Source organism: Ureibacillus thermosphaericus, from assembly GCF_012396605.1.
In the GTDB taxonomy this organism is placed as follows: Bacteria; Bacillota; Bacilli; order Bacillales_A; family Planococcaceae; genus Ureibacillus; species Ureibacillus thermosphaericus.
Genome location: NZ_JAAXPW010000033.1, coordinates 1 through 14373, shown reverse-complemented (window position 1 = coordinate 14373; position 14373 = coordinate 1). Strand labels below are relative to the sequence as shown.

11 protein-coding genes are annotated in these 14373 nt (G+C 38.1%); 1 reads left to right on the top strand and 10 read right to left on the bottom strand.

Annotated elements, in window-relative coordinates:
* Positions 1-570: 570 nt before the first annotated feature.
* On the bottom strand, positions 571-948 hold the full coding sequence (locus HF990_RS11985) for a response regulator (RefSeq protein ID WP_168412684.1): 378 nt from the start codon (positions 946-948) through the stop codon (positions 571-573).
* 168 nt (positions 949-1116) lie between these two features.
* Here HF990_RS11985 and HF990_RS11980 point away from each other — a divergent pair, with 168 nt between their 5' ends.
* Positions 1117-1647: a DUF2529 family protein gene (locus HF990_RS11980; protein ID WP_168412683.1), complete on the top strand. Its 531-nt coding sequence runs from the start codon at positions 1117-1119 to the stop codon at positions 1645-1647.
* A 148-nt stretch (positions 1648-1795) separates the two neighbouring features.
* Here the strand turns inward: HF990_RS11980 and HF990_RS11975 are convergent, their stop codons facing one another.
* The 9 genes from HF990_RS11975 to HF990_RS11935 all read right to left on the bottom strand — a co-directional run bounded on the left by HF990_RS11975 (position 1796) and on the right by HF990_RS11935 (position 13371).
* A complete protein-coding gene (locus HF990_RS11975; protein WP_016837268.1) occupies positions 1796-3403 on the bottom strand; it encodes a CTP synthase in 1608 nt (535 codons plus the stop codon).
* 402 nt (positions 3404-3805) lie between these two features.
* The gene (gene rpoE, locus HF990_RS11970) at positions 3806-4390 is read right to left on the bottom strand and encodes a DNA-directed RNA polymerase subunit delta (protein WP_026018985.1); all 585 of its coding nucleotides are present in this window, start codon (positions 4388-4390) and stop codon (positions 3806-3808) included.
* A 69-nt stretch (positions 4391-4459) separates the two neighbouring features.
* On the bottom strand, positions 4460-4618 hold the full coding sequence (locus tag HF990_RS11965) for a hypothetical protein (RefSeq protein ID WP_016837270.1): 159 nt from the start codon (positions 4616-4618) through the stop codon (positions 4460-4462).
* A gap of 251 nt (positions 4619-4869) precedes the next feature.
* Positions 4870-8163: a fused isobutyryl-CoA mutase/GTPase IcmF gene (gene icmF, locus HF990_RS11960; protein WP_016837271.1), complete on the bottom strand. Its 3294-nt coding sequence runs from the start codon at positions 8161-8163 to the stop codon at positions 4870-4872.
* A 158-nt stretch (positions 8164-8321) separates the two neighbouring features.
* Positions 8322-8957, bottom strand: a complete 636-nt coding sequence (locus HF990_RS11955) for a TetR/AcrR family transcriptional regulator (protein WP_096550314.1) — start codon at positions 8955-8957, stop codon at positions 8322-8324.
* A 5-nt stretch (positions 8958-8962) separates the two neighbouring features.
* Positions 8963-10102 (bottom strand): acyl-CoA dehydrogenase, encoded by a 1140-nt coding sequence (locus HF990_RS11950; protein WP_016837273.1) that lies wholly within the window; start codon positions 10100-10102, stop codon positions 8963-8965.
* A gap of 60 nt (positions 10103-10162) precedes the next feature.
* Positions 10163-11293, bottom strand: coding sequence for an acyl-CoA dehydrogenase (locus HF990_RS11945; RefSeq protein WP_016837274.1), 1131 nt, complete (start codon positions 11291-11293; stop codon positions 10163-10165).
* Between the two features lie 15 nt (positions 11294-11308).
* Positions 11309-12160, bottom strand: coding sequence for a 3-hydroxybutyryl-CoA dehydrogenase (locus tag HF990_RS11940; protein ID WP_096550313.1), 852 nt, complete (start codon positions 12158-12160; stop codon positions 11309-11311).
* A 23-nt stretch (positions 12161-12183) separates the two neighbouring features.
* The gene (locus tag HF990_RS11935; RefSeq protein ID WP_168412682.1) at positions 12184-13371 is read right to left on the bottom strand and encodes an acetyl-CoA C-acetyltransferase; all 1188 of its coding nucleotides are present in this window, start codon (positions 13369-13371) and stop codon (positions 12184-12186) included.
* Positions 13372-14373 lie beyond the last annotated feature (1002 nt).

Genomic DNA, 14373 nt, shown 5'->3' with positions numbered 1-14373 from the left:
ATGGTTAATTTAATAATGTTTTCCGTTTTAATAGTACCAAAATCAACTTTCCCCCACAAGTAGTGAGCAAATGTTGTGGAACGCTTGAGTTTGTGTGTTGGATCCTTACTCGGGCGGGTACTTCTTATGTGGATGGATTCTTACTGGAGAGGGTACTTCTTTGGCTTGTTCGGATGAATCCTTATTCAGGGGGTGCTTCTTTGGCTTGTGCAGATGCAACTTTTGCTCTTGCGAATGCGCCCTTCTTGTGCGGATATTTTCCTTGCTCGTGTGGATACGACTTTGATTCGTGTGGATTTACCTCTGACTCGTGCAAATGTCTCCTTACTTATGCATATATAACCTTAACTCGTGTGGATATACCCTGTCTTGAGAGATAATCCCCTGACTCGTGCGAATGCGCCCTACTCTCGTGCAGATACAACCTTAACTCGTGTAGATGCACCCTATTCTTGTGCAGATAGAATCCTAGCATGTGTGTCTACACTTATTCTTCATCCCAATTATGATGAATCTTTTCTTCTACGATTACCTGAAAAAAATAACCGTCCCAAAACTTGGAACGGCCATTTATTCGGATAAAACTTTCTTTCTATTTATCATCTTAATCACAGCATCTTTTAATTCAAAAATATTAAAGGGTTTCGTAAAATAATAGTCAGCTCCATAACAATTAGCTTGTTTCACCATTTCAGCTTCTTCATATGCGGACATGATAAATACTGGCATTTCAGGGTACAAAGTTTTTATTTTCCTTAGTATCTCTTTTCCGTCAATTCCTGGTAATTTCATATCAAGAAGGACACCGTCCATTCTCGAATTTTCTATTAATTGAAGTGCTTCAGGCCCATTTGATGCTAAATACGTTTTCACTCCTTCCCTTTTGAAAATCTCGTCGAGCAACATTCTGATTCCTCTTTGATCGTCCACAATCAATATTTTTTTCACAGTCTTTTCCCCTTAAAACATTTTTTCCCTAACCTTCCTTTTCCCTTAATTTTATTATAATAAACATGAATTTTACTTTGATATATAAAAAATTTACATACTTCCATCACAATTATGTAATTTTGCATTTCAAAGAATAGAAAATTATAATTGGTTTGAGGTGGAAATATGTCAAAAATACTCGCTACACAATTAAATGGTTTATATCAAAAAATTGTTCAAAACGAAGAGGATGCAATTGAACAAACTGCCCGCCTTCTCGCACAAGCCAGTGTCGGTGAAGGGAGTATTTACTTTGCTTGTTTTGATGAACTGCAAGCAATTGAATCCTACGCTTTATCTAACAAAGAACAACCATTTTTAAATCTCGTAAAATGGTCACCTGATGTTGAAATTCGTGAAACTGATCGAGTTTTAATATTTGCAAAAAGTTGTCAAGATAAAGAAGCCCTTCAACTTGCGAAGAAATTATATGAACAATTTATCCCTTTTGCAGCAGTAGCAAGCGAAGTTCCAAGCAATGATAATGAGTTAAGCGATCTTGCTTATACTTATATATCGATGCATGTTCGAGGTGGATTAATTCCCCATCCTACGAATTTAGGCGAACGGGTTGTTATTCCTCACCTACATGCTGGTCTCTTTATTTATGAAGCAATTAAACTTGCTTATGATGAAATGTTAGAAGATGAAATATAATCTTTGTTTACCTTTTATTATTTTCAAATATAGTCAATTGTTTATTAATATAATGAAAATAGTAAAAAAATACAGTTTTTCCTTTTTTATCTTATATTTCATCATAATAAAAAGACTACCTTAAATGGTAGTCTTTTTTCATTAGCATTTATTGATTTTTGCGGTATTTGAAAGCTGCTCCGATAAACTCACGGAATAAAGGTTGCGGGCGTTGTGGACGAGAAACAAATTCAGGATGGAATTGGCATCCAAGGAAGAATTTTTTCTCTGGTAATTCGATAATTTCCACTAAACGATTGTCAGGGCTTGTACCTGAGAATACGAGTCCCTCAGCTTCCATTGCTTCACGGAATTCATTATTGAATTCATAACGGTGGCGATGACGTTCATATACTAACTCATCTTGATAAGCTTGTTCAGCACGAGAACCTTCTTTTAATTTACATGGATATAAACCTAAGCGTAATGTTCCGCCTAAATCCATATTTTCTTTTTGGTCTGGTAGTAAATCTATGATTGGATATGGAGTATCTTTCACAATTTCTGTTGTATGCGCTCCTTTTAATCCTAGAACATTTCGAGCAAATTCAATTGCCATCATTTGCATTCCTAAACAAATACCAAGGAATGGCACATCGTTTTCACGAGCATATTTAATTGCTGTAATTTTTCCTTCTGTACCGCGATTTCCAAATCCGCCAGGTACAATAATTCCGTCTGCATCTTTCAATAATTCATGCACATTTACTTCTGTAATATCTTCAGCGTTAATCCAATCGATGCAAATATCGGAATCGTAAACGTAACCAGCATGTTTTAAAGCTTCAACAACTGAAATATATGCGTCTTGTAACTCAACATATTTTCCAACAAGCGCAATGCGTGTTTTATGTTTTAAGTTTTTCACCTTATGCACTAGCTCTTTCCAATCAGACATATCAGCTTCTGGTGCTTCGATTCCGAAATACTCTAATACAATATCATCTAAATCTTGAGCATGTAGATTTAATGGCACTTCATATAAATGTTCCACATCTCGAGACTCAATAATGTTGCGAGGGGATACATCACAGAATAATGCTAATTTTTCTTTCATGTCCTCAGAAACTGGTTGTTCTGTACGCACAACTAAAATATTTGGTTGGATACCTAAAGAACGCAATTCTTTTACTGAATGTTGAGTTGGTTTTGTTTTTAATTCACCTGCAGCTCTGATGTAAGGGATTAGTGTACAGTGAACATACATCACATTTTCTGCACCTAAATCAGATTTCATTTGACGGATTGCTTCTAAGAATGGAAGCCCTTCGAAATCTCCAACTGTTCCCCCTACTTCCGTAATTACGATATCCGCACTTGTTTCTCTTCCAGCACGTTGAATGCGCTCTTTAATTTCATTTGTCACGTGAGGAATAACTTGAACTGTTTTTCCATTATAGTCACCGCGACGCTCTTTCGCTAAAACTGTTTGATATATTTTACCGGAAGTTACCGTAGAATGTTTACCTAAATTAATGTCAATAAAACGTTCATAGTGCCCTAAGTCTAAGTCTGCTTCAGCACCGTCATCAGTAACGAATACCTCACCATGTTGATAAGGGCTCATCGTACCAGGATCTATATTTAAATATGGATCGAATTTTTGAATCGTCACTTGCAAGCCTCGATTTTTTAATAGTCTACCTAATGATGAAGCAACAATCCCTTTACCTAAGGACGATACTACTCCACCAGTTACAAAAATATACTTCGTCATTTGTAAAATTCCTCCTCAAATATTTCCACTTTTATAAAATTAAATAACTTATACTAAATCATTGCTGAATGTTAACTCATCAATAATCCTTTATTCATTTTTTCCTTTTCCTACATTTCCATGCTTACAAGCAACGTTCCAAAAGAGAAAGCACTAAACACAATTACCGAAATTTCCTCATGGCTTGTATTATACACTTCTCTGTGGAACATGTTTATAGGAAATAGGCTTCCTCAAGAACAAAAAATAAAAAACGCTCCTCCTGCATTTTGCAGGGGGAGCGTGAATATATCACGTTCATTCTCCTTCTTAAGGAGCCCAAATAAAAGATTAAACGGAACAAATTAATAAGTCAAGTAGTTTATATAAAAACCATTAAATTTACATATTTACAAAAATTTATTATTCTTCCTCTTCATCGATTTCTACATCTAATTCTTCATCGTCGATTAATAACTCTTCATCACCATCGATTAAATCATCATCGACTTCATCAATATCATCTGGAAGATCTACATCTAAATCATCAAGAGCATCATCGAAGTCGTCCACAAGTTCATCATCGAAGTCGATATCTTCTTCATCTTCATCCAAGAACTCTTCAAATTCTTCTTCAAATACTAAATCATCTTCATCAATGATTTCTTCGTCATCATCAAAGACAGCCATTCTCGCTCTACGTTTACGAGTTTTAATAGTAGGTGCTGTTTCTTCTTCGATTGTTTCGATTTTATACCATTCACGAAGTCCCCACGTGTTATCGTGGTTTAATAAGAAACGACCATCTACATTTAAATCCGTAAAAAATTGTACCAATACTTGTTTAACTTCTTCTTCAGAAAGCCCTTTTAATTCTTTAATTTCATCTAATAAATCGAAAAATGGAGTAGCTGTTTTTTTCTCTTCTAGAATTGCAAACGCTAAGTCTACTAACGATTCTTCTGCTATTTGCTCTTTTGTCATTTCACGAATCTTCAACTCGTGCACGCCCTTTCTTTAATACATACATTACACATGTTAACCATTATATACAAATAATTGTATACTATGCTAGATTCATTTATTGTTTTTTATTTTATAAAAATCTCTGATTGCCATATAAAATAAATAACCTGACAAGATGAGAAGCGGTATTGCTCCTAATTGTTTATTATACAAAAAGAAGGTTGCAATTAGGCATGATAAAATCATAAAATAGTGTCCGTATTGTTTCACTTGCAACCCTCCTCTTCTTGTAACAAACATTATAGCCAATTTTCCTCCAAAGATGATAAAATTTGCAACAATTTTTTATGAAGAAGAGAAAAATTTTCAACTTTTTCTATGTATATGTATAAGAAGAGGAAGCGCTCAGAAGCTAAAAACTTCGAACGTTCCCCCTGAATATTAACAACTAGGTGAAAATTACAACACCTAATATTTTATTATGTGCACTTTATATTTGTAAAAAATTCTATCCATAAACATTACATGTTTCTTCGATATTGGCCGCCAACTTCGTACAGTGCTTTCGTAATTTGACCGAGACTTGCTACTTTTACTGTTTCCATTAATTCTTCAAAAATATTGCCGCCAGAAAGTGCAACTTCTTGCAATCGTTTTAATGCTTGGGCACACTCATCTTTATTGCGGTCTTGGAATACTCGTAAGTTTCGAATTTGTTGTTCCTTTTCTTCCTTCGATGCACGAGCCACTTCTAATTTATCAATTTCTTCAATGGAAGCATTCGGATTAATGTACGTATTCACACCGATAATTGGTAGTTCTCCGGAATGTTTCAATTGTTCATAATACATGGATTCTTCTTGAATTTTTCCGCGTTGATATTGCGTTTCCATCGCTCCAAGAACGCCACCACGGTCATTAATTCGCTCAAATTCTTCAAGCACTTTTTCTTCTACTAAATCCGTTAATTCTTCTACGATGAATGAGCCTTGTAATGGGTTTTCATTTTTCGATAAACCATGCTCTTTCGTAATGATCATTTGAATAGCCATCGCTCTTCTTACTGATTCTTCCGTTGGCGTTGTAATCGCTTCATCGTATGCATTTGTATGAAGTGAGTTACAGTTATCTTGTAACGCCATCAATGCTTGAAGCGTTGTACGAATATCGTTAAAGTCAATTTCTTGCGCATGCAAGCTGCGGCCAGATGTTTGAATATGGTATTTCAGCTTTTGGCTGCGTTCATTTGCACCGTATTTGTCGCGCATTACAATTGCCCAAATGCGACGAGCCACTCGACCAATCACTGTGTATTCTGGGTCAAGGCCATTTGAGAAGAAGAATGATAAATTCGGTGCAAAATCGTCAATGTGCATGCCACGGCTTAAATAATATTCCACGTACGTAAAGCCATTTGCTAGCGTAAAGGCTAATTGAGTAATTGGGTTTGCCCCAGCTTCCGCAATGTGATAGCCGGAAATTGATACAGAATAGTAGTTGCGAACTTTATGTTTAATGAAGTATTCTTGAATATCTCCCATCATACGAAGGGCGAATTCCGTTGAGAAGATGCAAGTGTTTTGGCCTTGGTCTTCTTTTAAAATATCCGCTTGTACCGTACCACGAACAACTTGTAGCGTTTGTTCTTTAATCTCTGTAAACTCTTCCACTGTTAAAATGCGACCTAATTCTTTTTCTTTCTTTTTCACTTGCTGGTCAATCGCTGTGTTCATGAACATCGCTAAAATGATTGGCGCTGGACCATTAATTGTCATCGATACAGATGTTGATGGGTGGCACAAATCAAAGCCTTCAAATAATTTTTTCATGTCATCAAGCGTGCAGACACTTACACCCGATTCACCAATTTTTCCGAAAATGTCTGGACGTTCATCTGGATCTTCTCCGTAAAGCGTTACAGAATCAAAAGCTGTTGATAAACGTTTTGCCGGATCATCTTTTGATAAGTAGTGGAATCGCTTATTTGTACGTTCTGGTGTTCCTTCTCCAGCAAATTGGCGTTTAGGATCTTCTCCTTGTCGCTTGAATGGAAATACTCCTGCTGTATACGGGAAGGAACCAGGAACATTTTCTTTATATACCCAGCGTAAAATTTCGCCGTAGTCTTTGAATTTTGGTAATGCCACTTTTGGGATTTTTGTTCCGGATAAAGATGTTGTTGTAAGTAATGTTCGAATTTCTTTATCGCGGATTTTTGTTACAAATTCTTCGCCTGCATATGCTTCTTTTACTTTCTCCCAGTTTTCTAAAATTCGTTTAGATTCTGGTGTTAATTCATTTTTTATTCCTTCCGCTAGTGTTTCGAGAGACTTGATAAGAACCTCATCCGGATTTTTTGCTTTTAATTCTTTGATTGTTCCTTCGATTTGGTAAAGTCTTGTTGCAAGTTCTGATTGTTGCTCTACTTTTTTATGATAGTTGCGAACTGTATCTACAATTTCGCGCAAATAGAATCGGCGGTCATTTGGAATGATCACATCTTGTTTTTCTGTTTTAGAGACGATTTCATAGGAAGTTTCCCAATTGTAGCCGAATTTTTCGTTGATTTTCTTCACAAGCGCTGCAAATAAAGCGTTTGTTCCTTTGTCGTTAAATTGACTAGCGATTGTGCCGTAAACCGGCATTTCGTCTAATTGTTGGTTCCATAATTCATGAGAACGTTGATATTGTTTTTGCACTTGACGAAGAGCGTCTTCAGAACCTTTTCGCTCAAATTTGTTGATAGCGATTAAATCAGCAAAATCAATCATGTCGATTTTTTCTAATTGCGTTGGTGCACCGAACTCGCTCGTCATCACATACATGGATAGGTCTGTATATTTCGTAATTTCCGCATCCCCTTGACCAATTCCACTTGTTTCTACAAAGATTAAATCAAAGCCCGCTGCTTTCACCACATCAAGAATATCGCCGATAGATGCAGAAAGTTCTGAACGAGATCCGCGCGTTGCAAGGCTTCTCATATATACTCGTTTATCGAAAATAGCATTCATGCGAATACGGTCACCAAGTAATGCCCCACCTGTTTTTTGTTTTGTCGGGTCAACAGAGAGAATCGCGATTCGCTTATCTGGGAACTCTCGTAAAAATCTTCGTACAAGTTCATCCGTAAGTGAAGATTTTCCAGCTCCCCCTGTTCCGGTGATGCCGACAACCGGCGTTCCTTTGCTTCTTTGGCGAGCTTGTTTCAACATTTCGGTAATTTCAGGGTCGCCGCCAACTTCCGCTGCCGTAATTAAGTTCGCTAATATTTCTGGTCGATCTGTCGATAATTTATCTAGAAGCTCTAAATAGTTCCCTCTCAGTGTTGAGAAGTCTGCTCCTTTGAGTTTTTCGTTTACCATTCCTTGCAACCCAAGGCGCATGCCGTCTTCTGGTGAGAAAATACCTGCAATACCATAGTCGTGGAGTTCTTTTATTTCTCTAGGTAATATAACTCCACCTCCACCTCCATAAATTTTGATGTGAGGTGCCCCTTTTTCTTTAAGCAGGTCGTACATGTATTTGAAGTACTCCATGTGACCGCCTTGATAAGAAGAAACAGCAACAGCTTGTGCATCTTCTTGAATCGCTGCGTTCACCACTTCTTCTACAGATCGGTTATGGCCAAGGTGAATTACTTCTGCCCCGCTTGCTTGAAGGATTCTTCTGATGATGTTTACCGATACATCATGACCGTCGAAAAGGCTAGATGCTGTAACGAATCGAACGTGATTCTTCGGACGATATACTTCCGTTGTTGGACGGTTTATTTCAGTCTTTGATGTCTTATTCTCTGTTTGCATTTGAACCATATAATAAAACCCCTTTCATTTAAAAGTGAACGAAATCTCCCGGTTGTTAAAGTGTACTTCTTTTCATGAAAGATGCACATCGAAGAAAAATAAGGTTGAGGCGATAAAACACCGCTTTGCAAACGAAGGTATCGTATGCAATTTAGCGGTGTTTACCCCTATTTTTCACGAAAATGTAGAATCCCCGATAAGAATAATCTCGTTTGCAATGCAATAAATTCTTCAGTTGTATATTTTTTGTGATACGCCCATTTGCGGAATGCCCAGCTTTGTCCTTGGATTACTAAGTGGTTTGCTGCTAAATAGATTTCTTGATCTGTCAGCTCTATTTCTCCCGATTTCACGCAAGATTTCAATATTTTCTCAAATAACGAAACCATCTCTAGCTCTTTGCTTAATACGTATTGCATTGCTTCTTTTGGCAATGATTTTGTCTCTTGATACATGACTGTAAATTCATCAATCATGCGATCAATTAACAAGAAGTATTGTCGAATTGCTTCTTCTAGTTCTTCAATTGTTCCCTTTTGCGTTGAAATGTCTGATAAACACATCGTTACTTTATTGTAGATGTGGTCACAAACTAAATAGAGTACATCTTCTTTCGTTCGAATGTATTCGTACAATGTTCCAATACTAAATCCAGCAGCTTTGGCTATTTCCCTTGTTGTTGCACGATGAAAGCCCTTTTCTTTAAATAATTTAACGCTTGCTTCAACGATTTGTTGGCGTCTTAATTCGATAAGGCTTTCATCTTTGACGGAAGTTTGTACGATAATTTTTTCCTTGCTCATACCTGTTACTTTGTCAACATGCGCGAGATTACAAGTCTTTGAATCTCTTGCGTTCCTTCATAGATTTGCGTAATTTTTGCATCACGCATGTAACGCTCAACAGGATATTCTTTCGTATAACCGTATCCTCCAAAGACTTGCACAGCTTCTGTCGTCACTTTCATTGCTGTATCTCCCGCCATCAATTTTGCCATCGCGCTTGCTTTTCCGTAAGGCAAGCCTTCGGATTCTAGCCAAGCTGCTTGATAAGTTAATAGTCTTGATGCTTCTACTGCTGTAGCCATATCTGCCAGTTTGAAAGAGATCCCTTGATTTGCTGCGATTGGTTTTCCGAATTGTTCGCGTTCTTTTGCATATTCAACAGCTGCATCCAACGCTCCTTGGGCAATTCCTACCGCTTGGGCTGCAATTCCGTTTCGTCCACCGTCTAATGTTTGCATTGCAATTTTAAAACCTTCTCCTTCTGCACCAAGTAAGTTTTCTTTTGGAACTCGGCAGTTGTCAAAGATAATTTCTGCTGTAGGTGATGAACGGATTCCCATTTTGTCTTCTTTTTTCCCAACTTGGAAACCTGGGAAACTTGATTCAACGATAAAGGCGCTAACCCCTCTTGTTTTTGCTTCCGGATTTGTTAATGCGAAGACAATGTAGATGTCTGCGATACCACCATTTGTGATGAAGATTTTTGAACCGTTTAACACGTATTCATCTCCATCCAAAACAGCTGTTGTTTTCATCGCTCCCGCGTCACTACCTGAACCAGGCTCAGTTAAGCAATATGCACCGATTTTCTTCCCTTCTGCCATAGGTCGAAGGTATTTTTGCTTTTGTTCTTCAGTACCGAATTTATAAACTGGCCAACCCGCTAATGAAGTATGAGCTGAGAGAGTTACACCAGTTGACGCACATACGCGAGAAAGTTCTTCTACAGCGATTACATAAGCTAAATAATCAAAGCCAGCTCCACCGTATTCCTCTGGCCAAGGGATTCCTGTCAGTCCAAGTTCCGCTAGTTTATCCCAAATTTCTCTATCAAAGCGTGCTTGCTCATCACGTTCTTGAGCTGTAGGTGCTACTTCATTTAGCGCGAAATCTCGTACCATTTCTCGCAGTTGTAAATGTTCTTCTGACAATTGGAAATTCATGGTTATCCCCCTTTTTTGAGTTTGGCACTTCTACTTGGATATTGAGACAGTACCAGAATCTTATAAATGTTTGCTAATTACAATGCGTTGAATTTCACTTGTGCCTTCGTAAATTTCAGTAATTTTTGCATCACGGAAGTAGCGCTCTACCGGATACTCTTTTGTATAACCGTATCCGCCAAATACTTGAACTGCTTCGATTGCCACTTCTCTCGCTGTTTGTGATGCAAACAACTTCGCCATCGACGCTTCTTTACCGCAAGGCAAGCCTTTTGAACGTAGGTCTGCCGCACGATAAACGAGTAGTCTTGCAGATTCTACCGCTGTTGCCATATCTGCAAGCTTAAACCCAATTCCTTGATTCGCAATAATTGGCTTACCAAACTGTTGACGCTCGCCTGCATATTTCACTGCTGCATCTAAAGCCGCTTCTGCAATACCAAGAGCTTGTGCTGCAATCCCGATACGGCCCACATCTAAGTTTGCCATTGCGATTTTAAAGCCTTCTCCTTCTTCTCCGAGGCGATTTGCTTCCGGCACTTCCATGTTTTCAAAGCTCAGTTCAACTGTTCTAGAACCGTGTAAGCCCATTTTTTTCTCATCTTTTCCTATGATGAGGCCTGGAGTATCTTTTTCAACAATGAACGCCGTTACCCCGCGGGAACCTTTTTCAGGATCTGTTTTAGCAAAGACGATATAAACATCTGCCTCTCCACCATTTGTGATGAAGATTTTTGAGCCGTTGATGATGTATTTATCGCCTTTTTTCACCGCTCTTGTTTTTAAGGAAGCCGCATCGCTTCCTGCAGATGGTTCTGTTAAACAAAAGGCTCCTAAATATTCTCCTTTTGCGAGTTTTGGCACATATTTTTGTTTTTGTTCTTCATTTCCAAAATATAGAATTGGATTTGTACCAACAGAAGTGTGCACAGATAGAATAACACCAATTACCGCGCTTACTTTGGAGAGTTCATTAATGGCGATGATATACGAAATAAAATCCATTCCAGAACCGCCATACTCTTCTGGAACAGTAATCCCCATTAAACCGAGCTCAGCCATTTTGTTTAAAATCGGCCTAGGAAATTCACCTGCTTCCATTTTTTCGACAAACGGAGCAATTTCGTTTTGTGCAAAATCTCGAACCATATCACGCATCATGAGTTGCTCTTCTGTGAAGTTCAAATTCATCGGTTTCACTCCCTGCTATTCGTAGATGTAGAAACCGCGGCCTGATTTCTTCCCTAACCAACCAGCTGCCACGTATTTGCGAAGTAGAGGACACGGACGATATTTGCTATCTCCTAATCCTTCATGTAAGATTTCCATAATGTATAGACATGTATCTAAACCGATGAAATCTGCTAGTTGAAGTGGTCCCATTGGATGATTCATGCCTAATTTCATAACATCGTCGATTGCTTCTTTTGTCGCAACGCCTTCATATAGTGCATAAATCGCTTCGTTAATCATCGGTAGGAGAATGCGGTTGGATACAAATCCCGGGAAGTCATTCACTTCTACCGGTTTTTTGCCTAACTCAATCGCCATTTGTTCTACCGTTTTGTATACTTCATCAGCCGTTGCAAGACCGCGAATTACTTCCACCAGTTTCATAACTGGCACTGGATTCATGAAGTGCATACCGATTACTTTTTCAGGTCGTTTCGTTACTGCTGCAATTTCCGTAATTGGAAGTGAGGATGTATTTGTCGCAAGAATTGCATGTTCCGGTGCAATTTCATCTAGTTGCTTAAAAATAGATTGCTTGATTTCCATATTTTCTGTTGCTGCTTCGATTACAATATCCACATCACGAGCATCTTCTAAGCTCAAGGATTTCGTAATTCGATTTAAAATCGCTTCTTTTTCTTCAGCAGTTTTACGTCCCTTTTCCACATCGCGAGACAAATTTTTCGTAATTGTTGTAAGACCTCGTTCAAAGTATTCTTCTTTAATGTCGTTTAATTTTACTTCAAATCCTGCTGTAGCACATACTTGAGCAATGCCTGAACCCATTTGTCCAGCACCAACAACCATTACTTTTTTAATTGCCATTTCTTTTCCCCCATTTGTTTGAATTAATTTTTCGGTACTTCTACCATGATGGCATCCCCTTGACCACCGCCAGAGCAAATAGCTGCGATGCCAATTCCACCACCACGACGTTTTAATTCGTAGCAAAGAGTTAAAATGATTCTTGCACCTGAAGCACCAATTGGATGACCTAATGCAACCGCTCCTCCGTTTACATTCACTTTGTTTGGATCGAGTCCAGCAATTTGGTTGCTTACAAGAGCAACTGCTGCAAAGGCTTCATTAATTTCAATTAAGTCAATTTCATCAATCGTTTTGTTTGTTTTATTTAAAATTTCACGAATCACAAGTCCTGGAGTTTGTGGGAAGTTTTCTGGCTCAACAGCAACTTCCGCATGAGCTAATACATACGCGAGCGGTGTGCGTCCTTCTTCCTTCGCTTTTTTCTCACTCATTAATACAAGTGCACAAGCGCCATCATTTACTCCCGGAGCATTTCCAGCAGTAATTGTGCCGTCTCGGTCGAAAGCAGGTTTTAAATTTGCTAGCGCTTCCAATGATGTTTCTCTGCGAGGCGCCTCATCTTCTTTTACAACTAATGTATCTTTGCGAGTTTTTACTTCTACCGGAACGATTTCTTCAGCAAATTTTCCTTCATCAATCGCTCGGATTGCTAATTGATGGCTACGCAATGCCCATGCATCTTGTTCTTCTCTTGAGATGTTGAATTCCTTCGCTGTTCCGTTTCCATAAGTCCCCATATGAACCTTATCTGGATGGAAGGAACAAGATAGGCCATCATAAATCATGCCATCAACAACTGTTGAATCTCCCATACGTAATCCCCAACGACCCTTTTGCAAGTAATACGGAGCATTGGACATCGATTCCATTCCCCCAGCAACAATGACTTCTTCTTCCCCTAGGCGAATTAATTGATCAGCAAGTGTCACACTTCTCATACCTGATGCACAAACTTTGTTGATTGTTTCTGTTTTTACTGACCAAGGAATTCCCGCTTTTGCTGCTGCCTGGCGAGAAGGAATTTGTCCCTGCCCTGCTTGAAGAACCGTACCCATAATTACTTCATCCACTTGATCCGCCTTGACATCTGCCCTTTTCAATGCTTCTTTAATGGCAATACCTCCAAGATCAGAAGCAGTAAGAGTTGATAATGCGCCACCGAATTTGCCAAAAGGTGTTCTTGCACCCTCTAATATAACTGTTTTCAAACATTCCACCCCTTTATCGAAACGTGCGTAAATCTTGAATGTTTCATTATTTTGTTGAATACAATAATAGTAGTACTGAGTGTTGATAATCGATTGAACGCTCGCTCAGTATTAATCATAAGAAAAAGCGGAGTTGTTTAGAACTCCCTTTTTCTATTCTCCCTATTTATTTTACTGAAAATTAAGTAGATTAGCAATGATTTTTTCTTATTTTTCTAACAATTTAATATTTCAGTATAATATTTTTACCCCAAATACCTCTCTTTATCCTTATTGGATGTACTCGCCTCGCCAATACTTTAACCTCTTCGTGAATCAATATTTTTATTCCCAAAGAATTCGCTAATTGTCTAATTCAAAAGAATTATAGTCAATCTTCAAAGGATAATAGTCAATGTCGAATACATAATTGCCAAGGGAACAAATATTGATTCCGACATTTACGATAATAGTCAACTTCCTGATAATAATAGCCATTCTTCAAAAGATAATAGTCAAAGCTGTGTACTTAATAGCCAATCCTATAAAAACAATCTCTGACAGACGAGATAATAGTCAAAATCCATCACATTATAGTCAACTTTCTAAAGATAATAGTCAAAGTCGTTTACATAATTGCCAAGGGAACAAATATTGTTTCCGACATTTATGATAATAGTCAACTTCCTAACTATAATAGCCATTCTTCAAAAGATAATAGTCAAAGTCGTTTACATAATTGCCAAGGGAACAAATATTGTTTCCGACATTTATGATAATAGTCAACTTCCTAACTATAATAGCCATTCTTCAAAAGATAATAGTCAAACTTGCGCATTTAATAGCCAACACCTAATACACACAATTTCTAAAAGACGGGATTGCATCCAAACTCCCAAATCGAGTAGGAGGGAGTGATTAGCTCCCGTCCTCTCACACCACCGTACGTACGGTTCCGTATACGGCGGTTCAATTAAGATAATTGACGCAAGTTTTCATAACTTCCGTGAATAGCTTGTCTTC